32 protein-coding genes are annotated in these 25,910 nt (G+C 73.2%); 14 read left to right on the forward strand and 18 right to left on the reverse strand.

The features are described 5' to 3' along the window. Positions 1–436: 436 nt before the first annotated feature. The 10 genes from J2Z33_RS08235 to nth form a co-directional block, all read right to left on the reverse strand. Positions 437–1,291, reverse strand: a complete 855-nt coding sequence (locus J2Z33_RS08235; protein WP_209839765.1) for an NAD-dependent epimerase/dehydratase family protein — start codon at positions 1,289–1,291, stop codon at positions 437–439. A 147-nt stretch (positions 1,292–1,438) separates the two neighbouring features. Next, on the reverse strand, positions 1,439–2,251 hold the full coding sequence (locus J2Z33_RS08240; protein WP_209839767.1) for a glycosyltransferase: 813 nt from the start codon (positions 2,249–2,251) through the stop codon (positions 1,439–1,441). Next, the gene (locus J2Z33_RS08245; protein ID WP_209839769.1) at positions 2,248–2,475 is read right to left on the reverse strand and encodes a DUF2798 domain-containing protein; all 228 of its coding nucleotides are present in this window, start codon (positions 2,473–2,475) and stop codon (positions 2,248–2,250) included. Before J2Z33_RS08245 ends, J2Z33_RS08240 begins: the two co-directional genes overlap by 4 nt. Beyond that, positions 2,472–3,689 carry an NAD-dependent epimerase/dehydratase family protein gene (locus J2Z33_RS08250; RefSeq protein ID WP_209839771.1) on the reverse strand — a complete coding sequence of 406 codons (1,218 nt, stop codon included), beginning with the start codon at positions 3,687–3,689 and terminating at the stop codon, positions 2,472–2,474. Before J2Z33_RS08250 ends, J2Z33_RS08245 begins: the two co-directional genes overlap by 4 nt. A 44-nt stretch (positions 3,690–3,733) precedes the next feature. Continuing rightward, the gene (locus tag J2Z33_RS08255) at positions 3,734–4,867 is read right to left on the reverse strand and encodes an N-acetylglucosamine-6-phosphate deacetylase (RefSeq protein WP_209839773.1); all 1,134 of its coding nucleotides are present in this window, start codon (positions 4,865–4,867) and stop codon (positions 3,734–3,736) included. Then, positions 4,864–6,099, reverse strand: coding sequence for a class II D-tagatose-bisphosphate aldolase non-catalytic subunit (locus J2Z33_RS08260; protein WP_342454149.1), 1,236 nt, complete (start codon positions 6,097–6,099; stop codon positions 4,864–4,866). Before J2Z33_RS08260 ends, J2Z33_RS08255 begins: the two co-directional genes overlap by 4 nt. Further along, positions 6,096–7,187 carry an SIS domain-containing protein gene (locus J2Z33_RS18290; protein ID WP_245218694.1) on the reverse strand — a complete coding sequence of 364 codons (1,092 nt, stop codon included), beginning with the start codon at positions 7,185–7,187 and terminating at the stop codon, positions 6,096–6,098. The genes J2Z33_RS08260 and J2Z33_RS18290 overlap by 4 nt, the downstream gene beginning before the upstream one ends. Further along, complete coding sequence (locus J2Z33_RS08265) at positions 7,184–7,432, reverse strand: hypothetical protein (RefSeq protein WP_209839777.1); 249 nt, start codon at positions 7,430–7,432, stop codon at positions 7,184–7,186. Before J2Z33_RS08265 ends, J2Z33_RS18290 begins: the two co-directional genes overlap by 4 nt. Before the next feature lie 129 nt (positions 7,433–7,561). Continuing rightward, entirely contained in the window at positions 7,562–8,545 is a 984-nt protein-coding gene (locus tag J2Z33_RS08270) for an adenosine kinase (RefSeq protein WP_209839779.1), read from the reverse strand. Then, positions 8,542–9,189 carry an endonuclease III gene (gene nth, locus J2Z33_RS08275; protein ID WP_209839782.1) on the reverse strand — a complete coding sequence of 216 codons (648 nt, stop codon included), beginning with the start codon at positions 9,187–9,189 and terminating at the stop codon, positions 8,542–8,544. The genes J2Z33_RS08270 and nth overlap by 4 nt, the downstream gene beginning before the upstream one ends. Before the next feature lie 96 nt (positions 9,190–9,285). On the opposite strand from nth, the gene J2Z33_RS08280 reads away from it, so the two are divergent. Together J2Z33_RS08280 and J2Z33_RS08285 are read left to right on the forward strand one after the other, a co-directional pair. Next, on the forward strand, positions 9,286–10,170 hold the full coding sequence (locus J2Z33_RS08280) for a methylated-DNA--[protein]-cysteine S-methyltransferase (protein ID WP_209839784.1): 885 nt from the start codon (positions 9,286–9,288) through the stop codon (positions 10,168–10,170). 91 nt (positions 10,171–10,261) lie between these two features. Beyond that, complete coding sequence (locus J2Z33_RS08285) at positions 10,262–10,915, forward strand: YiaD family glycine zipper/OmpA-like lipoprotein (RefSeq protein WP_209839786.1); 654 nt, start codon at positions 10,262–10,264, stop codon at positions 10,913–10,915. 73 nt (positions 10,916–10,988) lie between these two features. Here the strand turns inward: J2Z33_RS08285 and J2Z33_RS08290 are convergent, their stop codons facing one another. From J2Z33_RS08290 to J2Z33_RS08310, 5 genes are all read right to left on the reverse strand, one after another. Next, positions 10,989–11,549: a F0F1 ATP synthase subunit B family protein gene (locus tag J2Z33_RS08290; RefSeq protein ID WP_209839788.1), complete on the reverse strand. Its 561-nt coding sequence runs from the start codon at positions 11,547–11,549 to the stop codon at positions 10,989–10,991. 1 nt (position 11,550) lies between these two features. Further along, positions 11,551–12,093, reverse strand: coding sequence for a F0F1 ATP synthase subunit B' (locus J2Z33_RS08295; protein WP_209839789.1), 543 nt, complete (start codon positions 12,091–12,093; stop codon positions 11,551–11,553). Between the two features lie 74 nt (positions 12,094–12,167). Then, positions 12,168–12,404, reverse strand: a complete 237-nt coding sequence (locus J2Z33_RS08300; RefSeq protein ID WP_209839791.1) for a F0F1 ATP synthase subunit C — start codon at positions 12,402–12,404, stop codon at positions 12,168–12,170. A 38-nt stretch (positions 12,405–12,442) separates the two neighbouring features. After that, the gene (locus J2Z33_RS08305) at positions 12,443–13,207 is read right to left on the reverse strand and encodes a F0F1 ATP synthase subunit A (protein WP_209839794.1); all 765 of its coding nucleotides are present in this window, start codon (positions 13,205–13,207) and stop codon (positions 12,443–12,445) included. After that, complete coding sequence (locus J2Z33_RS08310; protein ID WP_209839796.1) at positions 13,188–13,541, reverse strand: AtpZ/AtpI family protein; 354 nt, start codon at positions 13,539–13,541, stop codon at positions 13,188–13,190. The genes J2Z33_RS08305 and J2Z33_RS08310 overlap by 20 nt, the downstream gene beginning before the upstream one ends. Positions 13,542–13,755: 214 nt before the next feature. Here J2Z33_RS08310 and J2Z33_RS08315 point away from each other — a divergent pair, with 214 nt between their 5' ends. After that, positions 13,756–14,094 (forward strand): ArsR/SmtB family transcription factor, encoded by a 339-nt coding sequence (locus tag J2Z33_RS08315; RefSeq protein ID WP_209839798.1) that lies wholly within the window; start codon positions 13,756–13,758, stop codon positions 14,092–14,094. An 88-nt stretch (positions 14,095–14,182) separates the two neighbouring features. Here the strand turns inward: J2Z33_RS08315 and J2Z33_RS08320 are convergent, their stop codons facing one another. From J2Z33_RS08320 to J2Z33_RS08330, 3 genes are all read right to left on the reverse strand, one after another. After that, on the reverse strand, positions 14,183–14,785 hold the full coding sequence (locus tag J2Z33_RS08320; RefSeq protein WP_342454150.1) for a hypothetical protein: 603 nt from the start codon (positions 14,783–14,785) through the stop codon (positions 14,183–14,185). Between the two features lie 140 nt (positions 14,786–14,925). Beyond that, positions 14,926–15,774, reverse strand: a complete 849-nt coding sequence (locus J2Z33_RS08325) for a DMT family transporter (protein ID WP_245218714.1) — start codon at positions 15,772–15,774, stop codon at positions 14,926–14,928. An 80-nt stretch (positions 15,775–15,854) separates the two neighbouring features. Beyond that, positions 15,855–16,736: a LysR family transcriptional regulator gene (locus J2Z33_RS08330; RefSeq protein ID WP_209839802.1), complete on the reverse strand. Its 882-nt coding sequence runs from the start codon at positions 16,734–16,736 to the stop codon at positions 15,855–15,857. A gap of 258 nt (positions 16,737–16,994) precedes the next feature. On the opposite strand from J2Z33_RS08330, the gene ffh reads away from it, so the two are divergent. The 11 genes from ffh to J2Z33_RS08385 all read left to right on the forward strand — a co-directional run bounded on the left by ffh (position 16,995) and on the right by J2Z33_RS08385 (position 25,390). Beyond that, positions 16,995–18,518: a signal recognition particle protein gene (ffh, locus tag J2Z33_RS08335; protein ID WP_209839804.1), complete on the forward strand. Its 1,524-nt coding sequence runs from the start codon at positions 16,995–16,997 to the stop codon at positions 18,516–18,518. A 1-nt stretch (position 18,519) separates the two neighbouring features. Next, entirely contained in the window at positions 18,520–19,044 is a 525-nt protein-coding gene (locus J2Z33_RS08340; protein WP_209839806.1) for a GNAT family N-acetyltransferase, read from the forward strand. Then, the gene (locus J2Z33_RS08345; protein WP_342454151.1) at positions 19,041–19,628 is read left to right on the forward strand and encodes a GNAT family N-acetyltransferase; all 588 of its coding nucleotides are present in this window, start codon (positions 19,041–19,043) and stop codon (positions 19,626–19,628) included. The genes J2Z33_RS08340 and J2Z33_RS08345 overlap by 4 nt, the downstream gene beginning before the upstream one ends. Before the next feature lie 5 nt (positions 19,629–19,633). Beyond that, the gene (locus J2Z33_RS08350; RefSeq protein ID WP_209839808.1) at positions 19,634–19,927 is read left to right on the forward strand and encodes a chorismate mutase; all 294 of its coding nucleotides are present in this window, start codon (positions 19,634–19,636) and stop codon (positions 19,925–19,927) included. A gap of 13 nt (positions 19,928–19,940) precedes the next feature. Further along, positions 19,941–20,288, forward strand: a complete 348-nt coding sequence (gene rpsP, locus J2Z33_RS08355; RefSeq protein ID WP_209839809.1) for a 30S ribosomal protein S16 — start codon at positions 19,941–19,943, stop codon at positions 20,286–20,288. Between the two features lie 9 nt (positions 20,289–20,297). Further along, positions 20,298–20,801: a ribosome maturation factor RimM gene (rimM, locus tag J2Z33_RS08360; RefSeq protein WP_209839811.1), complete on the forward strand. Its 504-nt coding sequence runs from the start codon at positions 20,298–20,300 to the stop codon at positions 20,799–20,801. A 56-nt stretch (positions 20,802–20,857) separates the two neighbouring features. Further along, positions 20,858–21,517 (forward strand): hypothetical protein, encoded by a 660-nt coding sequence (locus J2Z33_RS08365; RefSeq protein ID WP_209839813.1) that lies wholly within the window; start codon positions 20,858–20,860, stop codon positions 21,515–21,517. A gap of 58 nt (positions 21,518–21,575) precedes the next feature. Beyond that, a complete protein-coding gene (gene trmD, locus J2Z33_RS08370; protein WP_209839816.1) occupies positions 21,576–22,394 on the forward strand; it encodes a tRNA (guanosine(37)-N1)-methyltransferase TrmD in 819 nt (272 codons plus the stop codon). 51 nt (positions 22,395–22,445) lie between these two features. Next, positions 22,446–22,826 (forward strand): 50S ribosomal protein L19, encoded by a 381-nt coding sequence (gene rplS / locus J2Z33_RS08375; RefSeq protein WP_209839818.1) that lies wholly within the window; start codon positions 22,446–22,448, stop codon positions 22,824–22,826. Then, positions 22,823–23,044 (forward strand): 50S ribosomal protein L31, encoded by a 222-nt coding sequence (rpmE, locus tag J2Z33_RS08380; protein ID WP_209839821.1) that lies wholly within the window; start codon positions 22,823–22,825, stop codon positions 23,042–23,044. Before rplS ends, rpmE begins: the two co-directional genes overlap by 4 nt. 204 nt (positions 23,045–23,248) lie before the next feature. Further along, on the forward strand, positions 23,249–25,390 hold the full coding sequence (locus J2Z33_RS08385) for a putative bifunctional diguanylate cyclase/phosphodiesterase (RefSeq protein WP_209839823.1): 2,142 nt from the start codon (positions 23,249–23,251) through the stop codon (positions 25,388–25,390). Positions 25,391–25,910 lie beyond the last annotated feature (520 nt).

Raw genomic sequence — 25,910 nt, forward strand, 5'->3', positions numbered from 1 at the left:
TCGGTCTCCCTGGCCGGGTATCTGGCCGCTCCTGGCCCATCGCGTTCGTTCGAGCCCTCCTTGCGGACGGGCGTCCCTTCGTCCTTGTCTCTCCTTTCCGCCTCCCGCCGTCGGTGCCGGCGTCTCCGCCCCTGGGGAGCGCCGGGCCGTGCGGACGGGGGCCGCTGGTGTGTGCGGGAGAGAATGCCAGCCAGGCGTTAACGCCGCCTGACAGCAACGAACGCTCAGCCCCCGGTTCGCGCAACGCCCCCGGCGAGGGAGGGGCGGCGGCGAATCAGGGCGGGGGCGAGCGGGCCGGCCGACTCGCCCGGCCGCCACCGTCGCCGCGTGTTTGGGCCAGGTCGATGAGCCATGCCCTCTCAACTTGGCCCAAATACGCACCTTGCGCCGCCCGGGACGGGCGCACGGGCGGGGCGTGGGGGGGGGGAGCCCCAGCCTACGAAATGGAGTCCGGGCGCGCGGCCCTTGGGCGGGAGGCGGCGAGGGCGCGGAGGGTGGCGGCGAGGGCGGGCTCGCCGCCGGGGGTCCAGCCGAGGGCGCGAAGGCGGGAACAGTCCATGACGTTGGGGAAACGGTCGGCGCGGGGCGGCAGGCGGCCGGGGATGCCGGTCAGGTTCGACCAGCGGGCGAGGAGGTCGTGGCGGTCGAGGAGGAGGTCGGAGCAGTTGTAAGGGCCGGGCGGCGCGGCGAGGAGGAGGAGCGCGGCGGCGGCCACGTCGTCGCCGTGGACCTCGGTGCCGCAGGCGGGGGGGAGGGGATCGCCGCGAGCGAAGGCGTCGAGGAGGTCGGCCCATTTGGGACGCTGGCCCGGCGCGGGGGGACCGTAGACGCCGGTGGCTCGGAGCGAGGCGCCGCCCTGGGCGTGGAGGGCGGCCTCAGCGGCGAGCTTGGCCTGGCCGTAGAGGCTGTCGGGGGCGAGGGGGAGGTCCTCGGTCAGGGTCGTGCCGGGGGGGAGGCCGTCGTAGACGGCGCGGGAGGACAGGAACACGGTGGGCAGGCCGCGCGCGTCCTCCCAGAGGCGGAGGGTGCCGTCGAGGTTGAGGCGGAGGAAGCCCTGGGGGTCGGAGCCCTCGCCGCCCCGGTAGCGGCCGGGGACGTGGGCGAAGGCGGCGTGGATGAGGGCGTCGCAATCGGCCAGCGGCGCGGGCTCGCCCAGCCGCCAGGGGCGGTGGGTGCCGCCGTGGGGCGATGGGGCGCGGCCGAGGGCGACGAGGGCGTGGCCCTGCGCGAGGGCGCGGGCGGCGAGGAACTGGCCGACGAGGCCGGTCGCGCCGGTGAGGGCGATCCTCATGGGCGGGCGTCGCAGGGGGGCGCTGCCCCCCGCGCTGGCGCGCTCCCCCCGGGATATTTGGGGTCAAAGAACGGCAGAGGCCTCGCGCGACGGGGCTTGCGCCGTCCGGGCGGCGGTCCGGCGGGGCGTGGCAGGACGGAGCCCGCCTTACGCATGGTGGGATCCGGGGGCCGGCAGCGTCGCAAGGTCGGGCACCGGGCCGTCGCCGGCATGGGCGCGCCAGAGGTCGATCAGGGGGCGGAGGCGGTCGGCCTTGGCGTGGTCCTGCCAGGGTTTTTCATACTGGTAGTGGAGGACGTGGAGGTCGCTCCAGTCCCAGAGGGCGGGGAGGTTGAGCCAGACGTATTGAAGCGTGTTGTAGATCACCGGGAGGCCGTGCCAGTCGGGGAAGGCCGTTTGCAGGAAGGTCTGGTCGGTGCGCTTCCAGAAGGCGTTGGGGGCGTCGAGTTGCGCGAGCAGGCGGTCGAAGGTCGCCTCGGAGGGGCGCGCGGTGAGGACGCCGGAGTTCATGCGGTGGAAGTCGGCGAGGCCCTCGTAGACGTTGGGGGCGGCGCAGAGCTCGGGGTAGTCGAAGAGCCGATCGATGTTGCGAAGGACGAGGGTGTCGGCGTCGAGGAACACGACCCGCTCGTAGGGGAGCTGCCAGAGACGGAGCTTGGCGAAGTTGTCGAGGGGGGTGTGGAAGGGCGGCTTCTCGCCCTTGGTGAAGGGGTTCAGGCCGTGGATGCGGTCCTTGGCATGGGCGGCGTTGAAGGCGGCGGAGGTGGGGAGGAGGTCCACCTTCACAAGCCGCGCCCCCCGCGCGGCGAGGGGGGCGAGCGACGAAGGCGGGACTCCGCCGGTGTGCATCACCACGCGGTCGGCGGTGGTGCCGGTGAGGGCGAGGGAGCGCAGGAGCGCCGCCGCGCCGAGGGCGAAGTCGGCGTTGGTGACGAGGGTGACGAAGGCGCGGGTGGTCATCGCGGCGCGGTCAGCCGGGCCACGAGGGCGCGGGTGATCGGGGCCACCACGAGGACGGTCGGGAAGGCGACGGCCCAGCTCGTGAGCCAGGAGATCCCCCATCCGCCGAGGAAGCCCGGCGCGAGGCCGAGCGCCCGCGCCGTGGCGATGCCGGACACGATCATCGACATGAACCCCGACAGGAGCAGGCCGAAGAGGACGGGTGCGAAGCGGGCCGGGATCACGACGCGGGACGCAGGGCCTTGCGCTCGGGGTCGCGGTCCACCTGGGCGGCGAGCTCCTTGGTCCAGGCGGAGACGGCGGGGACGCGGCTCCGGTCGATGCGGTGAGCGAACTTGCGGGCCACGTCCACCACCTCGGCGAGAAGGCCGTCCTCCAATCGCGTGGGGTTCAGGCCGAGGGCGAGGAACTGGTCGTTGCGGACGATGAGGTCGTTCTCCTCGGCCTCCTTGCGGGGGTTGGGGAGGTAAGCGACCTTCGCGCCCGTCAGGCGGGCCACCAGCTCGGCCAGGTCGCGGACGCGGTGGGTTTCCGTCATCTGGTTGAAGATGCGGACGCGCTCGCCGCGCCTGGGGGCGTCGGCGAGCGCCAGCTCGATGCAGCGGACCGAGTCCTGGATGTGGATGAAGGCGCGGGTCTGGCCGCCGGTGCCGTGGACGGTCAGCGGGTGGCCGATGGCGGCCTGGATCAGGAAGCGGTTGAGCACCGTGCCGTAGTCGCCGTCGTAATCGAAGCGGTTCACGAGCTGGTCGTGGCGGCGGGTCTGGTCGGTGTGGGTGCCCCAGACGATGCCCTGGTGCAGGTCGGTGATCCGCAGGCCGTCGTTCTGGGCGTAGAACTGGAAGAGGATCTGATCGAGGCTCTTGGTCATGTGGTAGACCGAGCCGGGACGGGTCGGGTAGAGGATCTGCTGCGGCTTCTTGCCGGTGGGCGTGTCGATCTCGATGTCGAGATAGCCCTCGGGGATCGGGGCGCCGACCGAGGAGTAGCCGTAGACGCCCATGGTCCCGAGGTGGACGAGGTGGGCGTCGATGCCCGTTTCCACCAGGGCGGCGAGGACGTTGTGCGTCGCGTTGACGTTGTTGTTGACCGTGTAGACCTTGTGGCGGTCGGTCTTCATCGAATAGGGCGCGGCCCGCTGCTCGGCGAAGTGGATCACGGCCTCGGGGCGGTGCTCGGAGAGCCATTGCTTGAGCCGCTCGTATTCGTCGGCCACGTCGAGGAGGTGGAAGCGCAGGCTGCGGCCCGTCACCTCGCGCCAGATGCGGCAGCGCTCCTGGATCGAGTCCATGGGGGTGAGCGACTGGACGCCGAGCTCGGTGTCGATCCAGCGGCGGCTGAGGTTGTCCACGATGTGGATCTCGTGGCCCGCGTTCGACAGGTGCAGGCAGGTGGGCCAGCCCACGAAGCCGTCGCCGCCCAGGATCGCGATCTTCATCCGAAACACTCCGTTGACGCCCGCCGCGCGCGGACGGCCCGTGCTTACTGGATCGGCGGCCCGAGGTCCACCAAGGTTTCCCCGGGCGGGCCGAGGGGCCGGAGGGCGGCGTCGAGGCGGAGGAGGTCGGCGGCGGGCCGGCCTTCGAGGGTCGCGAGGCCGGGGCGGCCGATCAGGCGGGCGGGGATCGTGACCGCCATGCGGAGCGCGGCCTCGGGCGGGACGCCCGCCTGGGCGACGAGGTTGGCGACGCCCTCGGCCATCGTCGTGTGCGCGCCGGCGAGGTTCCCCTCGGGGTTGAGGAGGCGGCCGTCCTGCACGTGGAGGTCCATGTCGTAGAGGCGGAAGCGGTCGGGGCCGCCGACGGTGGGCATGGCGTCGGAGACGAGGAACAGGAGGTCGGGGGCGAGGCGGGCGCGCAGCGCCAGGGCCAGGACCTCGAAGGCGACGTGGTGGCCGTCGGCGATGATCCCGGCGGGGACGGTGGAGTTCAGCGCCGCGCCGACCAGGCCGGGCTCGCGGTGGGTCAGCGGCGACATGGCGTTGAAAAGGTGGGTGACGGCGCGGGCGCCCTCGGCCAAGGCGGCGCGGGCCTGGGCGGCGGTGGCGTCGGAGTGGCCGAGGGAGACGACGGTGCCCATCGCGGCGAGGGCGGCGATCTGGCCGGGGGTCGTGGCCTCGGGGGCGAGGGTGAGGAGGACGGGGACGCCGCCTTCGCGAAGGCGGCGGACGAGGGTCAGGGTCCGGTCGTCCAGAGGGCGGATGAAGCGGGCGGCGTGGGTGCCGCGCCGGGCGGGGGCGATGTGGGGCCCCTCGATGTGGAGGCCGAGGAGGCCCGGTTTCCCCTTGGCGGCGAGGGCGGCCTCGGCGGCGCGGTCGAGCACCTCGGGCGCGTCGGTGATGACGGTGGGGAGGAGGGCGACGGTGCCGAGACGGCGATGCGCGGCCGCGATGGCCTCCATCCCCGCGACGGTGGGATCGGCGTTGAGGAGCACCCCTCCCCCGCCGTTCACCTGGAGGTCCACGTAGCCGGGCGTGACGGTGCCGGGGAGCGGGTGGGCGTTCATTCGCGCGTCGAGGGGGGCGAGGTCCGCCACCCGGCCCTCCTCAAAGCGCAGGGCAAGGCTCTCGCGCAGGCGCTCGCCGTCGAAGAGGCGGGCGGGGGCGAGCCAGGTCATGCGGGGCCGAAGAGGTAGGGGGCCAGCGCCTCCTGCACGGAGGCCTGGATCAGGGCCTGCGCGCGGGGGAGGTCGGAGAGCCCTTCGGCGCGGTCGAGGGTGGCGGGGGCGAAGGCCTGGAGGAGGAAGGGGTCGGGGAGGGTCCGGCCCTCGAAGGCCGCGCGGAGGCGCGACAGGGCGGCCTGGGCCTCGGGCTGGGGCCAGTAGTAGCGGATGCGGTCGGCGTAGGAGGTGTGCCGCTGGAGGCGGAGGTCGGCGGCCCAGGGGTCGAGGTGCTTCTGCCAGTGGCGGGGGTCGGCGAGCATCAGCCGCTCCATCGTGCCGGGGAGGTCGCCCGCGTCCCATCCGGCGAGGCGCGCGAGGGCGTCGAGGCCATAGACCGCCTCGCGCCACGCGAAGGTGAGCGCGGGGCCGACCTTCTGGAAGGCGAAGCCGAGGGCGGCGAGACGGGGGAAGGCCTGCGCGTGCTGGTAGTCGGTGGAATGGGCCTCCAGCACCACGCCGTCATGGTGGGCGACGGCCTGCCGGAGGCCGGGGTCGCGGGTCAGGGGAAGGCGGTGGACCTCCAACGCGCCGAACTCCACGCCGGGCTGGACGACGAGGGCGCCGATGCGGCCGAGGCCCCGGAGGGCGTCCACGTGGGCGTCGAGCGTGGCGCGGGCGGCCTGCGGCGTGGTGGGGACGATGCCGTGCTCGCCCGCCCGCGCGCCGCCGGGGGGCGGAACCTCGGTGCCGACGACGAACAGGAGGTCGGGGGCTTCCCCCACCGCCGCACGGGCGAGGGTCGCGGCGCGGGGGACGGTCACGGCGTCGGGGAGCTGGGCGGGCTCGCCCAAGCAGCCTTCGGAGCAGTCGAGGTGGATCTTGGAGAAGCCCGCGCGGACATAGGCGCGGATCATGGTTTCGGCGCGGGCCATGGCCTCGGCGGGCGGGAGGTGGCGCCAAGCCTGGGGCCCGAGGTGGTCGCCCCCCAAGACGGCCTGCGCGCGGTCGAGGCCCACGCGGTCGGCGATCCCGTGGACCGTCGCCACGAAGTCGGCGGGGCGCTGGCCGGTGTAGCCGCCGTCCTGGTTCACCTGGTTGGACGTGGCCTCGACCACCAGCGGGCGGCCGAGCTGGCGCGCGAGGCGGAGGGACGCCTCCAGCACCTCGGGGTGGGCGGAGCAGACGGAGGGGATGGCGGCGGGCTCGCCGGCGCGGTTGCGGGCGATGATGTCGAGGAGGAGGCTCACGGTTTCACCTTGTGCAGGCGGAGGCCCTGGACGACGCGGGTGAGCGTGCCCTGGCCCGCGAAGGGGTCGTCCACGGGGAGGCCGAGGCGGTCGGCGAGGGTGGCGGCAAGGACCTGGGCGAAGGGCACGACCAGCGCCGCGCCCCATTCCGCGCCGTCGGGCATGGGCACGTCGAGGTCGCCGCCAGGGCCGAGGGTGAGGACGCGGGTCTCGGGATGCGTCGCGCGCAGCTCGGCGGCGAGGTCGTCCTCGTAGAGGGCGGCATGGCGGTCGGGGGAGCGCAGGAGCACCACGTCGGCCGCGCCGCGCAAGGCCGCGCGGGGGCCGTGGCGGAAGCCGAGGGGGGTGTCCCAGACGGCGGGGATCATCCCGGCGGTCAGTTCCGTGACCTTGAGCGCGCATTCGCGGGCGGCGGGCTGGAGGGGGCCGGTGCCGAGGAAGACCAGACGCTCGGGCGTGCGGGCGGCGCGGGCGGCGTCCTCGTAGAGGGGAAGGAGGCGGCGGAGGTGGGCCGCGTGCTCGGGGATCGGCTGCGCGCCTTCGGGGGCGAGGAGCGCGAGCGCGGTCAGGAGCATGGCCGTGAAGCTGCCGGTCATGGCGAAGCCCGCGTCATGGGCGGCCTCGGGCAGGGTCAGGACGTGGAACGGGGCGGGGCGGAGGCGCGGGTCGGGGTGGGTCTTGGGCGCGCGGGTGGCGAGGGTGCCCGCCGCGTTGCAGGTGACGTGGAGGCGCGCGGTCTCGGGCGACAGGGCGTCGAGGGCGTCGAGGGTGGCGACGCTCTCGGCGGTGTCGCCGGAGCGGCTGAACTGGATCACCAGCGCCTTGGTGGGGAGAAAGGCGCGCGGGCGGGCCACGAGGTCGGTCGTGGGGAGGGCGCGCAGGCGCGGGTGGATCACGCCGTCGAGGGCGGTCGCCACGATCTCGCCCAGCAGCGCCGAGCTGCCGGCGCCGCAGAGCCAGACCTCCTTGGCGGCGAGCATGGCGATCCAGTCGCGGGCGTCGCGCAGGGCGGGGCTACGGGACAGGGCGTCCCAGAGGTCGGGCTGGCCCTGGATCTCGCGCCAGGTCGCGGTGTGCTGGAGGCTCATCGGGTGCGCGTGACCTTGGACAGGGTTTCGGGGGCGTCGGGGTCGTGGCCGAGGGCCAGCGCGGCGGCGTGGACCACGGGGTAGAGGAGGCAGAGGAGCAGCGCGGCGGCGTCGGAGGAGCCGCGCGCGACGGTGTAGGCGGCCCGCCAGGAGGGGGGCACGGCGGGCGCGGGGCGCAGCGCCGCCGCCCGGAAGGCGGGGGCGGCCTCGGCGATCTCTCGGGCCATGTGGGGGCCGGCTTGCATGGGGTCTCCTCTCGGGGGTTCATCGGGTGCGCGTCTTGAGGACGTTATGCACCGCGATGCGTTGACGGCGAGTGACAGCAACGAACGGTCAGGCCCCGATTCGCGCAACACCCCCCCGAGACGGGCGAATCAGAGGAGGCCGGCGTCGCGGAACAGCGCGCGGAGGTCGGCCTCGGGGCGCGCGCCGAAGTGGGAGATGACCTCGGCGGCGGCGGCGCAGCCCATGCGGCCGGCCACGTCGAGCCCCTGCCCCGTCGCGAGGCCGTAGAGGAAACCGGCGGCGAAGAGGTCGCCCGCGCCGGTGGCGTCCACGGGGGTGACGCGGCGGACGGGGACGGTCGTCCGCTCCTCGCCGCGGATGAGGATCACCTCGTCGCCGGAGCGGGTGCAGACGATCAGGCCGCAGTCGGCGGCGGCCTGCCGGAGCGCGGCATCGAGGTCGGTCTGGTAGAGCGATTCCCATTCGTGCTGGTTGCCGATGACGTAATCGAGGTCGCGGACGAGACGGCGGAAGTCGGCGCGGTGGCGGTCCACGCAGAAGGGGTCGGAGAGCGCGATGCCGGCCTGCCCGCCGCCCTGATGGGTGAGGCGGGCGGCGGTCTCGAAGGCCTGCTTTCCGGTGGGCTTGTCGTAGAGGTAGCCTTCGAGGAACAGGATGTCGGCGCTGGCGGCGACCTGTTCGGGCACGTCGGCGGGGGAGAGTTCCGAGGAGATGCCGAGATAGGTGTTCATCGACCGCTCGCCGTCGGGGGAGACGAAGATCATCGAGCGGGAGGTGGGCAGGTCGCCGTCGGCGACGGGCGGGTTGGGGAAGTCCGAGCCCTCCTCGGCCAGCGAGGCAGCGTAGAAGCGGCCCAGCGCGTCGTCGTTCACCCGGCCGATGAAGGCGGTCCTCAGCCCGAGGTTGCCCAGGCCCGCGATGGTGTTGGCGACGGAGCCGCCGGGGATCTGGCGGCGGTCGCGCATGGCGGCGTAGAGGATCTCGCCCCGCTCGCGCTCCACGAGCTGCATGATGCCCTTCTGGATGCCCATGAGGTCGAGGAAGGACTCGTCGGCCTGGGTGAGGACGTCCACGATGGCGTTGCCGATGCCGACGGCGTGGTAGCGGGTCATGCGGGGGTCTTCTCCTCAAAGGTGCACAGGTCGCGGATCGGGCAGATGGGGCACTTGGGCTTGCGGGCGACGCAGGTGTAGCGGCCGTGCAGGATCAGCCAGTGGTGGGACAGCTTCTGGAACTCCACGGGGACGTGGTTCTCCAGGGCGCGTTCCACGGCCACCACGTCCGCGCCCAGGGCGACGCCGGTGCGGTTGCCGACGCGGAAGACGTGGGTGTCCACGGGCTGGGAGGGGAAGCCCCACCACATGTTGAGGACGACGTTCGCCGTCTTGCGCCCCACGCCGGGGAGGGATTCGAGCGCGGCGCGGGAGGAGGGCACCTCGCCGCCGTAGGTCTGGACGAGGAGCTCGGACAGGCGGATGACGTTCTTGGCCTTGTTGCGGTAAAGGCCGATCGTCTTGATGTAGGGGATCAGGCCCTCCTCGCCCAGGGCCAGCATCTTCTGCGGCGTGTCGGCGAGGGGGAAGAGGTCGCGGGTGGCCTTGTTCACGCTGGCGTCGGTGGCCTGCGCCGAAAGGGCGACGGCGACGAGGAGCGTGAAGGCGTTGAGGTGCTCCAGCTCGCCCTTGGGATGGGGGTCGAGGTCGCGCAGGCGCGTGAAGACCTCGACCTGCTCGGCGTAGGTGAGTTGGCGGGACATGGGGCGGGGTTAGCGGGGCGGCGCGGTTCCCGCAAGTTCCGGGTCGCGGCGGGGCGCGTGGTCCCCTACCCTTTCGGGACCGGCGCGGAGGGGATCATGGATCAGGGCTACCATTACGGCGTGATGCGGCGGGCCATCGAGCTGATGGATGGGGCCGAGGCTCCGCTGTCGCTGGAGGAGCTGGCGGCGGCGATGGGGATGAGCGGGGCGCATTTCCAGCGGGTGTTCTCGGCCTGGGCGGGGGTGTCGCCGAAGCGGTACCAGCAGCACCTCGCGCTCGGGCGGGCGAAGGCGCTGCTGCGCGAAAGGCGGGCGGTGCTGGAGGTGGCGGACGCCGTGGGGCTGTCGGGGGGGTCGCGGCTGCACGACCTGTTCCTGCGGTGGGAGGCGATGACTCCGGGGGAGTTCGCGCGCGGCGCGGAGGGGGTGGAGCTGCGGGCGGGCGTGTTCGATTCGCCCTTCGGGCCGGTGGTGGCGATGGGGACCGGGCGGGGGCTCTGCGGGCTGGGGTTCGCGGGGGAGCAGGGCGAGGACGCGGTGCGGGCGGACCTGGGGGCACGCTGGCCGGGGGCGCGGGTGGTGGAGGACCGCGCGGCGCTGGCGGGGTGGGTCGATGGGGCCTTCGGCGGGCGGGGGGCGGCGCTGCACGTCAGGGGCGGGCCGTTCCAGATCAAGGTCTGGGAGGCGCTTCTGGCGATCCCCGAGGGGTCGGTCGCGACCTACGGCGAGATCGCGCGGGCCATCGGGCATCCGGGCGCGGTGCGGGCGGTGGGGACGGCGGTCGGGCGCAACCCGGTCGGCTGGCTGATCCCCTGCCACCGCGCCATCCGGGGGACGGGGGAGCTGGGCGGCTACCGCTGGGGGCTGCCGGTCAAGCGGGCCATGCTGGGCTGGGAGTCGGCCAGGGCCGAGGGGCAGGCCGAGGGCCGGGAAGCGAAGCGGGCCGGTGAGCGGAGCCCTGCCGAGGCGGCGGGAACATAGTTATCGCCGCGCCGTTATCGCTTATCAGTGGAGCCCCGGCCAGACGGGTCGGGCTGGGGCGCGTCCGCGCCCGCCTTGAAGGAACGAAGACATGGTTTTCCAACGACTCACCCTTTCGCTCGCCGCCGGGTCGGTGCTGGTCCTTGCGGCCTGCCAGGCCCCGGCGCCGGGGCAGGATGTCAGCCAGACGCGCAACGCCGCCGCCATCGGCGCGGGCGTGGGGGCGCTGGCCGGAGCGCTGACCGGCGACAACCCGGAGGAGCGGGTTCGCAACGCCGCCATCGGCGCGGCGGTGCTGGGCGCGGCGGGCGCCGGCGTGGGCACGCTGCTGGACCGGCAGGAGGCCGAGCTGCGGTCGCAACTGGGGTCGGGCACGGTGACGAACACCGGGAGCCAGCTGGTGGTGACGCTGCCGCAGGACATCCTGTTCGGGACCGATTCGGCCTCGGTGTCGCTCCAGTCGCAGGGCGACCTGCGGGCGGTGGCGACCTCGCTCAACAACTATCCGGCGACGACGGTGAACGTGGTCGGGCACACCGACAGCACGGGCGACGCCGCCTACAACCAGGACCTGTCGGAGCGGCGCGCGAGCGCGGTGGCGGCGGTGCTGCGCGGGTCGGGCGTCAACCCCGGGCGCATCAACATCGTCGGGCGGGGCGAGGACGCGCCCATCGCGTCGAACCTGACCCCCGAGGGGCGCCAGCAGAACCGGCGCGTGGAGATCATCATCACGCCCAACGCCTGACGGCGCGAGGGCGGAAACAGGAAGGGCCGCCGGTTCGCCCGGCGGCCCTTTTCCGTTGGCCCCCGAGGGGCGGTCAGTTCAGGCGCTGGGCCACGGTGGCGATGGACTGGTCCACGAGGCGGGCGCGGTCCGTGGGCGTCATCTGCCGGGCCAGCACCTCCTGGGCGGCGGCGATGGCGACGGTGATGGCGCGGTCGCGCACCTCGCGCAGGGCCTTGGCCTGGGCGGCGGCGATCTGCTCCTCCGCGCCGGCGATGCGGCGCTGGACGGCCTGGGCGGCGTCGGCGCGGGCCTGGGCGGCGGCGCGCTCGGCCTCCGCGCGGGCGTCGGCCACGATGCGCTCGGCCTGGGCGGCCATCTCCTGCCGCTTGCGGTCGAAGGAGGCGACGAGGGTCTGGGCCTCCTCGCGCAGGGCGCGGGCCTCGGCGAGGTCGCGGCGGATGCCGTCGGCCCGCTGGTCGAGGAGCGCCGTCAGCTTTCCGGGCACGCCGAAGTAGACCAGGAGCCCGACGACCAGCAGGAAGGCCAGCAGCACGATGAAGTTCGTGTTGTGGAGCGAGAAGAACCCGTATTCCGTCGCCGCGAAGGCGGGCGAGGCGGCGAGCGTGAGCGCCAGGGTCGCGAGCTTCCTCATGTCAGCCTCCCACGCGGGCGGAGACGGCCCGGTCCACGGCGGTTTCATCGACCTGCCCGCCAAGGACGCGCAGGATCTCGCGCGCGGTGTCGCGGGCGACCTCGGCCACGGAGCCCTGGGCCTGCGACTGGATCTCGGCGACGGCGCGGGCGCCTTCGGCGGCGCGGGCCTCGATCTGGGCGTCGGCCTGGGCCAGCGCGGCGTCGAGGTCGGCCTTGATGGCGTCGCGGGTCGCCTGGGCGATGCGGTTGGATTCGGCGCGGGCCTCGGCCACGGCCTTGTCATAGGCGGCCTGGGCGTCGCGGGCCTGGGCGCGCAGCGCCTCGGCGGCGGACAGGTCGCTGGCGATCGTCCCCTCGCGGGTGGCGAGGGTGGAGCCGATGCGCGGCAGGGCCATCCGGGACAGGATGAAGTAGATCGCGACCAGCGCGACCACCGCCCAGAAGATCAGGTTGTCGAAATAGGCCGGCTGCAGGAGGGGGATCGGCCCCTCGGTCGGGACGGCCGTGCCATGCGTGAGCTCGGCTGTGGCGTCGTGCTCCATCGGTGACTCCTCGTGGCGCAAGCGAAGGCGGCGGGATCGTGACCCCGCCGCCGTTCAGGACTGAGGGACGGGGATCAGACCGCGAACAGCAGCAGGAGCGCCACGAGGAAGGCGAAGATGCCGAGGGCTTCGGCGAAGGCGAGGCCGATGAAGAGCGTCGCGGTCTGCGAGGCGGCGGCCGACGGGTTGCGGAGCGCGCCGCCGAGGTAGTTGGCGGCCACGTTGCCCACCCCGATCGCCGCGAGGCCCGAGCCGATCGCCGCGAGGCCAGCGCCCATGAACTGGCCGAGTTCGCCGATATTGCCTTCCATTTCGTTCTCCTTGAGTGGGAAGGGTTAAACCGAAGCCGTCAGTGGCCCGGATGCAGCGCGTCCTTGAGGTAGACGCACGTGAGGATGGTGAAGACGTAGGCCTGGATGCCGGCCACCAGGATCTCGATCCCGTAGATGGCGGCGACGCCGAGGACCGCGAGGGGGCTGATCGCCGCCACCTGCGCGAAGCCCGCGAAGACCTTGATGACCGTGTGGCCCGCCATGATGTTGCCGGCGAGACGGATGGAGTGGCTGACGGGGCGCACGAAGTAGGAGATGAGCTCGATCACCGCGATGATCGGGCGCAGGAACAGCGGCGCGTCGGTCATCCAGAACAGGCCCAGGAACTTCTTGCCGTTCAGGACGAAGCCCAGGACCGTCACGAACAGGAACACGCCGAAGCCGAGAAGCGCCGTGACCGCGATGTGCGAGGTCGCGGTGAACGAGAGCGGCAGCAGGCCGAAGAAGTTCGTGAACAGGATGAAGAGGAAGAGCGTCAGGATCAGCGGGAAGAAGCGGCCCGCGTCGTGGCCCGCCACGTCGTCCACCATCTTGCGGATGAAGGAATAGATCAGCTCGGCGACCGACTGGGCGCGGCCGGGGATGACCGAGCGCGAGCCGGTGGAGAGGACGAACAGCAGGAAGATCGCGAGGACGGAGATCGCCATCCAGAGCGTCGCGTTGGTGAGCGCGAAGAACGACGGGTTGTAGTCCGCGCCGCCCGTCCCGAACAGGGGCGTGAGCTGGAACTGGTCGAGGGGGTGGAAGGTCAGGCCCACCGCCTCATGCGCCGTTTCTTCCATCCTCGCCCTCCTTGTCGCGGGCCGCGGCGGCCTCGCCCTTCAGTTGCATCTCGCGGGCCGAGCGGAGCATCGTCTTGACGCCGGCCGCCAGGCCCAGGAACAGGAACAGCACCAGGAAGATCGGCATCGTCCCCAGGAGGGTGTCGAGGCCGTATCCGATGCTGGCGCCGATCATCAGACCGGCCACAAGCTCGATCACCATGCGCCAGGCGAGGTTCGCCTGCGAATAGTGCGACTCCGTGTGGGATTTCTCGGGCTCGCGCCTCGCCTTGGCGAGCCGCTCCTCCAGCGCGTCGAGGCGCGCCTGCTCGGAACGGTCGTCGGGATCGGACATCGGCCCCCCTTCGGAAGTCCGGGGACTGCTAGGGCCTGGGGGGGCGGGTGTCAAGGCGGCGTCTGGGCGGCTAAGTGGTTGATCCTTATAGGGCGGCGCGGGAATCGTCGGCCGGGGGCGGCGCGGGCGTCGTTCAACGGATCGGTTGAGCGTGGCCGTCGAGCTTTGACGGCGGGGCCTTGACGGCGGGCGGGCGGGCGGGCGAGGGCGGGGCATGGCCCCCACGCTCGACACCGTCTTCGCGGCGCTTGCCGATCCCACGCGGCGGGCGATCCTGTCGATGCTGCTGGAGGACGACATGGCGGTGTCGGACGTGGCGAGCGCGTTCCCCGTGTCGCTGGCGGCGGTGTCGCGGCATTTGCAGGTGCTGGCCGAGGCGGGGCTGATCGCGCAGGAGAAGCGCGGGCGGATCACCTGGTGCAAGCTGGAGCCGGACGCGCTGCGCGAGGCGAGCGTGTGGATGCAGGGCTTCGGGATGATGGAGGCGCTGGACCTCGACGCCTTCGAGCGGTTCCTGGAGGGGGAGTTGCGGGACGGGGAGGCGGGGGCGTAGGGCGGGCTTCAGCCCGCCATTCGGGCGCCGGTCGCAGATGGCGGGCTGAAGCCCGCCCTACGCCGATCCAAGCGGGTGCGATGACGACCTAGCGGGCGGGCGTGGGGTCGGGATCGTCGGCGGCGGGGGCGCGGTGGTCCCCTGCCCCGCCGGCGCCCATCCCCATTCCCATCATGCCGCCTCCGCCGCCCCCTCCCCCACCGCCGCCCTCGCCCCGGCCCTTGCCACCGCCCGAGGGGGCGGGGCGGGCGGGGCCTTGCGCCGGGATCTGCGCGTCGTCGGGCACCGGGTCGAGGTCGAGCGTGTCGCGGATGAAGTCGCGCAAGCTCGCCACGAGGTCGGCGGTGTGGACGGGGCGGCCCGCCGCCATCTCGCGCGCGGCGCGGGCGGCGAGGCGGACCTGATCGGCGGTCCCGAGCAGGATGATGTCGGAGAGCGCGGCCTCGGCGGCGTCGCGGATGCGGCGGCGGCGCTCGGCGGCCTCGGGGGTCGCTTCCGCGCCGGGCTCGGGCGGCAGCGCCCGGCCGCGCAGGTCGCGCAGGTGGGTGGGGTCCACCGACAGGTCGCCGGTGAAGGAGCCGCCGAGCGTCTTGTAGGCGGCGATCAGCGTGCGGAGCCGTTCGTTGATCTGGCGGTTCGCCCGCTCGCGCCGCTGCTGGATGGCGACCATGGCGAGGAGGCGCAGGCCCACGCCGACGAGGGTGACGAGGGCGAGGCTGGCCAGCGTGATGAGGAGGCTCTGCCAGGAGCTGAAGTCGAGGTCGGACAGGGGGGCCTCCGGGGTTGCCTGTCCGGGGAAGGTCGGGCGCGCGGGCGGCGCGGCAAGGGGGCCTAGTGCGGGTCGGGGCGGAGGAGCAGGAGGAGCGCGGCCCCGGTCAGCGCCACGCCGACGAGGACCAGCGGGGCGGGGGCGCCGGCGCCCAGCGCCTCCTCCCACAGCAGCACCCAGGCGGGGACGAGATAGGTGTAGGCCATGACCTTGGACGAGGGCAGGCGCAGGGCGGCGAACTGGAGGAGGACCATCGTCGCCGCCGAGGCGAAGATCGCGACGTAGAGGAGCGTGATCCAGACGAGCGGAGGCAGCGCCGCCCAGTCGGTGGCGAGGAGGCGGGGGAAGCCCAGGACGGTCAGGAGGAGCGCGCCGGCGAGGACGACGCCGAGCGAGAAGTCGGCCGCGCCCTCGCCCCGGTTCAGGCGGGCGACGAGCGGCGTATAGAGCGCGTGGGCGACGCAGCCGACGAAGTAGATGGCCTCGCCCCGCCCGAGGTCGAGCGCGAGGAGGGCCCGGAGGTCGGCGCGGAAGATCACCCAGAGCGCGCCCGCCGCGCCCAGCGCCAGCGCGGCGGCGATGCGGCCCGAGAACCGTTGCCGCAGGAGCCACCAGCCGAAGCCCGCCGCCATCAGCGGGGTCAGCGTGAACACGGCGGAGGCCGCGACGGGGGGCGCGGTCTTCAGCCCCTCGAACATCAGGACGAAGTAGAGCGCGTAGAGGACGCCCAGCACCCCCTGCCGCCAGGGCGCGCGGGGGCGGCGGAGCCCGCCTGTGGCCGCGAGGCCCGCGCCGATCACCAGTGCGGCGACCCAAAAGCGCAGGGCCGTAAAGGCGACGGGGTCCACGAGGTCGGCCACCCGCGCGCCGAGCGAGAAGGACCCCGCGACCAGCGCCGAGAAGAGGAGCATGGCGAGGTGGCCCTGCCCCTGCGGCCCGAGCCGCGTCGGGCTTTGCAGGGTGCGGGGCCGCGTCGGGCCCTGGGTGGATGTCATGCGTCCCAGGCCTTCGCGCGCTCCTTGAGCAGCGACAGGACGGCTTGGACCTTGGGCGTGCGGTGCAGGTCCACGTGGGTCACCAGCCAGACCGGCACCTCCCAGCCTTCGCGCGGCGGAAGCACCTCGACGAGGTTCGGGCGGGCGCGGCGGTCGAGGGTGGAGACGAAGCCCAGGCCCGCGCCCGCCGCGATGGCCTCGATCAGGGAGGCGTCCTCGGCCACGCGGTAGATGACCCGCTCGCGCGGGGCGAGCTCGGCCAGCCAGCGGTTGAAGGGCGCCCGGCCGTCGAGGGCGTCGAGGCCCACGTAGGCGTGGCGCGCGAGGTCCTCGGGCGTGGCGGGGGTGCCGTGGCGGTCGAGGTAGGCGGGCGCGGCGACGAGGGCGTAGCGCATCCGCAGGAGGGGCTGCACGACGTTGTCGGGCTGCGAGGGCGGCGCGAGGCCGGCGCGGATGGCGACGTGCGCCTCGCCGTATTCGAGCCGGAACAGCCGCCCGTCGGCGAGGTAGCGCACGACGAGGCCGGGATGGGCGGCCTGGAACTCGGTCAGGAGCGGCGTGAGGTAGGGCGAGAAGGCGGCCAGCGAGGTGACCACCAGCTCGCCGCTGACGCCGCCGGACTGGTCGCGGATGCGGCCCACGAGCTGGGCGAAGCGGTCCTCGGCCTCCTCGGCGACGCGGAGGAGGTCGCGCCCGGCCTCGGTCGGGGTGTAGCCGCGCGCGTGGCGCTGGAACAGCCGGGCGCCGAGGCGGGACTCGAGCGCGTCCACGTGGCGGATCACGGTGGCGTGGTGGACGCCCAGCGCCTCGGCGGCGGCCGAGACGGTGCCCAGGCGGGCGACCTGGAAGGCGGTGCGGATCTCGTCCCAGCTCGTCATGGGGTGGTTGTGGCAAGGGACGGTGGCCGGGGCAATGGGCTGCGTTCCGCTTGACGCCGCCCCCGCGAGGGCGTATCCGCCACCGATCACCGGACACCTTCGCGTCGTCCGGTCCCCCATCCATGGGGGATCGCCGCCCGTCAGCGCAGATGCGCCCACGGGCGCGACTGGTGTTGGGGATTTCGCCGCGCGCGGCGAGTTTTGGAATTCGGGCGGGCCTGCCTATCTGCGGGGCGGGACATGAAGGAGAGGACGGCCATGTTCGAGAACCTCGCGGACCGCCTGGGCGGAGTCTTCGACCGGCTGACGCGCCAGGGCGCGCTGAGCGAGGCCGACGTGCAGACCGCCCTGCGCGAGGTGCGGACGGCGCTTCTGGAAGCGGACGTGAGCCTGCCCGTCGCGCGGGACTTCGTGAAGGCCGTGGAGCGCAAGGCCACGGGGCAGGCCGTCACCAAGTCGGTCACGCCGGGGCAGCAGGTCGTCAAGATCGTCCATGACGAGCTGGTGCGCGTGCTGGGCGGCGAGGAGGACGCGGGCTCCCTCAAGATCGACAACCCGCCGGCCCCGATCCTGATGGTCGGCCTGCAGGGCGGCGGCAAGACGACGACGACGGCCAAGCTCGCCAAGCGGCTCAAGGAGCGCGAGGGCAAGAAGGTCCTCATGGCGTCCCTGGACACCAACCGGCCGGCGGCGATGGAGCAACTGGCCATCCTCGGCGCGCAGATCGGCGTCGATACCCTGCCGATCGTCGCGGGCGAGGACCCGGTGGCGATCGCGCGGCGGGCCAGGACGCAGGCGGCCCTGGGCGGCTACGACGTCTACCTGCTCGACACCGCCGGGCGGCTGCACATCGACGAGGCGCTGATCCGGCAGGCGGCCGAGGTGCGCGACGCGGTGCGCCCGCGCGAGACGCTGCTGGTCGTGGACGGCCTCACGGGGCAGGTCGCGGTCGAGGTCGCGCAGGAGTTCGACGACAAGATCGGCGTGTCGGGCGTGGTGCTGACGCGGATGGACGGCGATGGGCGCGGCGGCGCGGCGCTGTCGATGCGCGCCGTCACCGGCAAGCCGATCCGCTTCGTGGGCCTGGGCGAGAAGCTGGACGCGCTGGAGACCTTCGATCCCGGCCGGATCGCCGGGCGCATCCTCGGGATGGGCGACATCGTCGCGCTGGTGGAGCGGGCCCAAGCGACCTTCGAGGCCGAGCAGGCCGAGCGCATGATGAAGCGGTTCCAGAAGGGACTCTTCAACATGAACGACCTGCGGATGCAGCTGGAGCAGATGCAGAAGATGGGCGGCGTCGAGGCCGTGATGGGCATGATGCCCGGCATGGGCAAGATGCAGAAGCAGGCCGCCGAGGCGGGGCTGGACGACCGCATGATCCGGCGGCAGATCGCCCTCATCAACTCGATGACCAGGAAGGAGCGGGCGAACCCGGACCTCCTCCAGGCGTCGCGGAAGAAGCGGATCGCCGCGGGCGCGGGGCTGGAGGTGCAGGAGCTGAACAAGCTGCTCAAGCAGCACCGGCAGATGGCCGACATGATGAAGAAGCTCGGGGCCATGGGGAAGGGCGGGATGCTGAAGCAGGCCGTCCAGCGGATGTTCGGCAAGGCCGGCCCGTCGCCCGAGGAGATCGCCGCCGCGCAGGCCGCCATGCAGTCGGGGAAGATGCCGCAGATGCCGGGCGGGATGCAGTTGCCCAAGGGCTTCGGTGGCCAGAACCCGTTCGGCGGCGCGGGCGGCGGGCTGCCGCAGGGCCTGTCGGGGCTGATGAGGAAGAGGTGACGTGAGCGCGCCGGTCCTCCACACCGAGCGGCTGACGCTCCGCCAGCCCGTCCCTGGCGACTGGGAGCCGTTCCGCGACTTCATGATGTCGGAGCGGGCGCAGGAGTTCGGCAGCCATCGGAACCTCGGCAAGGCGTTCCGGTCCTTCGCGGCGGAGCTGGGCCATTGGGAGATCTTCGGCTTCGGGATGTTCGCGGTGACGCGGCGGGGCGAGGATCGCGCCGTGGCGCTGGTCGGCCCCTGGAACCCGCCCGACTGGCCCGAGCGCGAGATCGGCTGGATGGTGCTGGACGAGGGCGCCGAGGGCCGGGGCATCGCCCGCGAGGCGGCCGAGGGCGCGCTGGGGCATATCTGGCGCGACCTGCGCTGGGACACGGTGGTGAGCTACGTCGCCGAGGGCAACGCCCGGTCGGCGGCGCTGGCCGAGCGGCTGGGCGCGCGGCTGGACCCCGGGGCCGCCGCGCCCGAGGCGCCGGGCAAGCGCATCCTCGTCTACCGCCACCCCCGGCCGGAGGAGCTGTCGTGATCGCGGCGCATGAGATGGTCCTCCCCGGCGCGCCGGCGGCCCTCGCACGGCATCTGTCGTCTCTCGTGCCGACCCTCGAGACGGCGCGGACGCGGCTGCGCGCGCCTCGCCTGTCGGACATGGACGCCTGGGCCGAGATCCTCTGCACCGACCGCGCGCGGTGGATGGACGGGCCGATGAGCCGCAACGACGCCTTCACGGAACTGGCGGCCTCGGCCGGCGGCTGGATGCTGCGCGGCGTCGGCTTCTGGGCCGTGGAGGCGCGCGAGGGCGGCGAGGTGCTGGGCTTTGCCGGCGTCAACCTGGAGCCGTCGGACCGCGAGCCGGAACTGGGGTTCTTCCTGCGCGCGGCGGCCGAGGGCCGGGGCTATGCCACCGAGGCCTGCGCGGCGGCCCGCGACTGGGCCTGGGCGCAGGGGCTCCCGTCGCTCGTGAGCTACGTCGATCCCGAGAACCTGCGCTCGGTGCGCCTCGCGGAACGGCTGGGCGCCCGGCGCGACCCGGAGGCCGAGGCCTCCTATGCGGGGACGCCGGACGACGGCGTCGCCGTCTATCGCCATCCCCGGCCGGAGCTTGCAGGATGAACCAGATGGACGACACGCTCCGCGCCGCGCAGGTCCTGCGCGAGCACCGGGAGAGCATCGACCGGCTCGACGCGATCCTGGTCTTCACGCTCGCCGAGCGGTTCAAGCACACGCAGGCCGTGGGCCGACTCAAGGCCGCCCACGGGCTCCCCCCTTCGGACCCCACGCGGGAGGCGCAGCAGATCGCCCGCCTGGTGGAATTGTCCGAGAAGGCCGATCTCGATCCCGAGTTCGCCCAGAAGTTCCTGGCCTTCGTCATCCAGGAAGTCATCAAGCACCACGAACGCCATCAAAGCTGAAGGAACAGACATCATGGCCATGAAGATCCGGCTCGCCCGCGGCGGCTCCAAGAAGCGCCCCTTCTACTCGATCGTCGCCGCCGACGCGCGGATGCCCCGCGACGGCCGCTTCATCGAGAAGCTGGGCACCTACGCCCCCCTCCTGCCCAAGGACAGCGAGGAGCGCGTGAAGATGAACCTGGAGCGCGTGCAGCACTGGCTGTCCCAGGGCGCGCAGCCCACCGACCGCGTCCAGCGGATGCTGGAAGCCGCCGGCGTCCTGCCCAGGACCGAGCGCAGCAACCCCCAGAAGGGCGAGCCGGGCAAGGCGTCCAAGGACCGCGCCGAGAAGAAGGCCGCCCGCGCCGTGGCGACCGAGTAAGCCAGCGACATGAGCGACGACAAGATCGTCGTGGGCAGCCTCGCCGGGGCCTTCGGGGTCCGCGGCGAGGTGCGCCTGAAAAGCTTCTGCGCCGAGCCCGCCGACATCGCGGGTTACGTGCCCCTCCGGTCCCCGGACGGGCGGGCCTTCGGGTCCATCGAGATCCTGGGCCAGACGCAGGGCGCGCTGATCGCCCGGGTCGAGGGGATCGCCTCCAAGGAGGAGGCCGACGCCCTGCGCGGCGTGCCCCTGCTGGCCGACCGGGCGCGGCTCCCCGCGCTGCCGGACGACGAATACTACCACGCCGACCTGATCGGGCTGCCGGTCCATGACGCGGGCGGCAACCGGCTGGGCACCGTGCGGGCCGTGCTGAACCACGGCGCGGGCGACATCCTGGAGATCGCGCGGCCCGGCGGGGCCACCGCGCTCATCCCCTTCACCCTGGCGGCGGTGCCGCTGGTGGACCTCGCCGCCCGGCGCATCGTCGCCGACCCGCCCGAGGGCGCGCTCTAGGAACGGCCCGGCCACGGCCCGCGTTCGTCCCGGCAACGACCGGAAGGACGAGGACGATGGGCCAGAGGGCCAGGAAGATCGTGCCGAAGCGCATCGGCAACGTGAAGGTGCCCAAGCGGCTCCGCAAGACCGTCAACAAGGCCCTGTCGAACCCCCGGACCGCCGAGATGGCCTCCGGGGCGCTGCTCGCCATCGGGATGGCGCTGGCCCGCAAGACCCTGGGCGACAAGGCGGCCCGGTTCGGCTTCGCCCCGGCCGGGGACGACAAGGCGAGGCAGGATGGGCCGAAGGAGTCCGGCCCGACAGCCAAGCCCGCCGAGGGGGTCGCCGACATCGGCGCGCTGGTCGCGGGCGCGGCCGGCGAGGCGGTGCGCGGCGTGACCCGGATCGTCGAGGAGGTGGCGGACACGCTCCGGCGCGAGTTCGGGCCCCGCACGGCGGCGGGGCAAGGGACTGGCTCCGGGGCTGGCTCCGGGACTGGCTCCGGGACTGGCTCCGGGACTGGCCCGGCCGACACCGGGGCGGGCGCCCAGTCCCAGCCTGCCGCGCCCGACGACTCGCCGGACGACTCGGCGGCGGCGTCCCCGCGGCGGGCCGCCGAGCCCGAGACCCGCTTCGATGGCAGCGAGAGCTTCGGCGACCGCGACGACAACGACGACCCCACCGACGGCAACGACCGGTCCAAGCCCGGCCCGATGACCGGCGCGGGGCCCTGACCGCGCGGCTCCCGGCGGCGGTTCCCTTCCGGCCCGCCCTGCCCTATGAGGCGGGCCCATGTCCGACACCCCCTTCCGCGCCATCGGCCGCAAGTCCATCCGTCCCTCCGCCACGCCCCGCGACCTCATGGCCGAGGAGGAGCTGGCCGGCGTCTGGACCGCGCAGGTCGTCACCCTGCTGCCCGAGGCCTTCCCCGGCGTCCTGGGCCTGTCGCTGACCGGCAAGGCCCTGCGCGAGGGGCTCTGGGCGCTCCGGACCATCGACCTGCGGCAGTTCGGCGACGGGCGGCACCGCAACGTGGACGACACCCCCGCCGGCGGCGGCGCGGGCATGGTGCTGCGCGCCGACGTGGGCGCGCGGGCGCTGGAGGAGGCGATCTCGCGCGCGCGGGGCGACGTGCCGCGCCTGCTGCTGTCCCCGCGCGGGCGGCGCTTCGATCAGGCGATGGCCCGCGACCTTGCGGGCCGCGACGGTGCGATCCTGTTCTGCGGCCGCTTCGAGGGCGTGGACGAGCGGCTGATCGAGGGCTTCGGGCTCCAGGAGGTCTCGCTCGGGGATTTCGTCCTGACCGGGGGCGAGATCGCGGCTCAGGCCTTGATCGACGCGACGGTAAGGCTTATGCCCCGCGTGCTCGGGAATCATCATTCGGCCGAGGAGGAATCCTTTTCCTCCGGCCTGCTGGAATACCCGCAGTACACGAAGCCGGCCGTCTGGGAAGGGCGCGCGATCCCCGAAGTGCTTCTGTCGGGGCATCACGCGCGAATCACCTCCTGGCGGCAGGAGATGGCCGAAAGGCTGACCAAGGAACGGCGACCTGATCTCTGGCGGGACCACCTTGCATCGCAGGGGCTCCCGGAGGAAGACCGAGAGCTCTGAGGCCGCGAGAGACCTCCGGGGGTTCGCCCCGGGCAACCAGAGGAGGGTCCCATGGACCTCATCGCGCAACTGGAGGCGGAACAGATCGCCTCCCTCGGGAAGGACATTCCCGACTTCAAGGCCGGCGACACCATCCGCGTCGGCTACAAGGTGACCGAAGGCACCCGCTCGCGCGTGCAGATGTACGAAGGCGTCTGCATCGCCCGCAAGCACGGCGCCGGGATCGCGGGCTCGTTCACCGTCCGCAAGATCTCGTTCGGCGAGGGCGTGGAGCGGGTGTTCCCCCTCTACTCCACCAACATCGACTCGATCACCGTGGTCCGTCGCGGCAAGGTCCGCCGCGCCAAGCTCTATTACCTGCGCGATCGTCGCGGCAAGTCGGCCCGCATCGCCGAGGTCACCAACTACAAGGCGAAGGAGGACTCCAAGTGAGGTCCGGCATCCATCCCGAATATCATCTCATCGACGTCCGCATGACCGATGGCACCATGATCCAGATGAAGACCACCTGGGGCAAGGAAGGCGACACGATGAACCTGGAGATCGACCCGCTGTCCCACCCCGCCTGGACGGGCGGCGGCACGCGCCTCATGGACACCGGCGGCCGCGTCTCCAAGTTCAAGAACAAGTACGCCGGCCTGGGCTTCTGAGCCCCTCCCCGGGGGCCCTGGGCCTCCGCCGACGACGCCATCAGGACGCCGCGCCCTCCCCCGGGGCGCGGCGTTCCGCGTTACGGGCCCCTGCGACCCCCGGATCGGCCGGCGCGTTTTCCGGCGCGGCGTTAAGGAAATCCTCACCATTGTCGGGCAGACTGGGCGGAAGGACGCAACCGACCATGCGAGGGGGGGGGACGAATGCCGCGACTTCATCGACTTCCGGCCCGCATCGCGGCCGTCATGGTCGGGACCATCCTGGTCCTCGTCCTGACGGTCAGCGGCTCGGTGCTGTGGATGACGCGGGCGCTGGACGACCAGGCCCGCCGCCAGGCCGAGGCGCGGATCCTCGACGCCCGCGACGGCATGGTGGAACGGGCGCGGCTCCTCGCCCTCGACTACGCCAAGTGGGAGGATACGGCGACCCACGTCACGGCGGGCGACACCGACTGGATGCGCGACAAGATCGGCGCCACCGCCATCGCCGGGGAGGCGTTCCAGATCGCCATGCTCTGGGGCGGCCCGCTGGAGCGGGACCTCGGCTGGACCATCGGCGGCCCCGCCGAGCCGCGCGAGGGCCTGCTCGACCCCCTGCTCCTCGGCCTCGCCGAAAGCCGGCTCGCGCTCGTGCCGCTCGACACCTACGACGGGACGGAGTTCTTCGCCTGGAGCGCCGGGCATCTCTACGTGCTCGCCGCCGCGCGGGTGGAGCACCTGACGGAGCGTGGGGGCGGCGTGCTGCCCGACGACCGGCTGGGGCGGCTCGTCATGGGCCAGCGGATCGGCGCGGCGACGGTGGGCGCGATGCGCGACGACCTCCTGCTGAGCGAGGTGGCCCTGGTGCGCCGCCCCCCGCAGGACCGGCCGTCGCTGCCGCTTCTCGACGCGCAGGGCGCGCCGGTGGCCTTCATCTCCTGGGAGCCGCCGCATCCCGGCTCGGACCTGCTGCGGCGGATGCTGCCGCTCCTCGTGGTGGTGATGGCGCTGACGGCGGGGCTGGTGGCCGTCGGCATGACGCTGGTGCGGCGCAGCGCCGATCACCTGATCGCGGCCGAGCGGCGGTCGGCCCTGGCGGCGCGGACCGACCCCCTGACGGGCCTGATGAACCGGACCGCCTTCAACGAAGCGCTGGCCACCCCCGCGCGGGAGGGGGAGCGCGCGATCCTCTACCTCGACGTGGACGGGTTCAAGCGGATCAACGATGCCATCGGCCACGCCGCCGGCGACTCCGTGATCGCCCACCTGGGCGAGCGGCTGTCCGACCTGGCCGGCCCCGGCTGCCTCCTGGCCCGGGTCGGCGGCGACGAGTTCGTGTTCATCCTCGACGGCCCCGACGCCGGGGCCCGCGCCCGCGACCTCGCCGCCGCCGTCGGCGCGGCGCTCCGGTCGCCGCTGGAGGTGCCGGGCCACCGGCTGCGGATCGGGGCCTCGGTGGGCTACGCGGTGCAGGGCAAGGCCGGCTCGACCGCCGAGGACCTGGTGCGGCACGCCGACCTCGCCATGTACGAGGCCAAGCGGCACCGCGACCGCGGGCCGGTCGCCTTCGGCGACATGATCGAGACCGCCGACCGCGAGGCCCGCATCATGGAGCGGGCGCTGCGCGAGGCGCTGGACCGCCCGGGCGAGCTGTCGCTGGTCTACCAGCCGATCCGCGACCCCCGGACGGGGCGGCTCGCCAAGGCCGAGGCGCTGGCGCGCTGGACCTCGCCCCAGCTCGGCCCGGTGCGGCCCGACCGCTTCATCGCCGTGGCCGAGCAGTCGGGCCTGATCGTGGACCTGGGCTGGCGGCTGTTCCTGCTGCTCTGCGACGACCTGGAGCGGCACGCCGACCTGGTGGCCTGCTTCAACGTCTCGCCGCTCCAGCTCCTCGCGCCGACCTTCGTGCCCGACCTGATCGGCGAGCTTGGCCGGCGCGGCATCGACCCGCGCCGCCTGGAGGTGGAGCTGACCGAGCGGGTGCTGGTGGACGACCCGCGCCTCGCGGCCGAGCGGCTGGAGGAACTGCGGGCGGCCGGCTTCCCGATCGCGCTGGACGACTTCGGCACCGGCTACTCCTCGATCGGCTACCTGCGGCAGATGGGCTTCGACACGCTGAAGATCGACCGCAGCTACGTCGCCGACCTGCACGACCGCATCGAGAGGCAGGCGCTGCTCAACGCGATGATCGAGCTGGCCCACGCACTGGGGCTGGAGGTGGTCTGCGAGGGGGTGGAGGCGGAGGACGACCTCCGGATCGTGCGCGAGCTGGGCTGCGACCTGGCGCAGGGCTATCACCTCGGCCGGCCCATGGCGCTCGGGGACCTCATGGCCCCGTGCCAGGGCCCGGCGCGGTCGGTGGCGTGACGCGGGGCGGACGTGGTTCCCCGGCCCGGCAGGGGCGACGCGGGTGGAGGGGCGAGGGACGGAGACGGTTCGGGGATAGCCGCCTCGATGGGATCGCCGCGGGCCCGGTCGGACCGGCGACACGCGGGCCAAGGCACGTCGTGAACCCGGACGGCGGCTGCCGCCCTCTCCGGCCTGAGACGACCGGGATGCCTTGTTGGCCCGATTCGCGGCGCGGCCATGCCAATGTCAGGCTGTCGTCGCCGGACCCAGACGGCACCCGCCCTCGGGCGTGTCGGGAAGCCGCCCATGGGTCGCCGCCGTCCAGTGCCAGCGCAGCCGGATCTTGGATGGGACCGCTGGCTTCGGACCGGATCGGTTGCGGTGACGACGGCCGGCCACTGCCCCGACTGGACAGCCGGCTTCAGGCATCATGGCGGGGCGCGCGGCTCTGCAACCTCATTCTCCGACGGCGAGACCTGCCAAGCTGCCGTAACCGGGGCGCATTGCGCCAACGTCCCGGTCAGGCAGGCGAGCCTCG

It is taken from the genome of Rubellimicrobium aerolatum, from assembly GCF_017872975.1.
Lineage (GTDB): Bacteria > Pseudomonadota > Alphaproteobacteria > Rhodobacterales > Rhodobacteraceae > Rubellimicrobium > Rubellimicrobium aerolatum.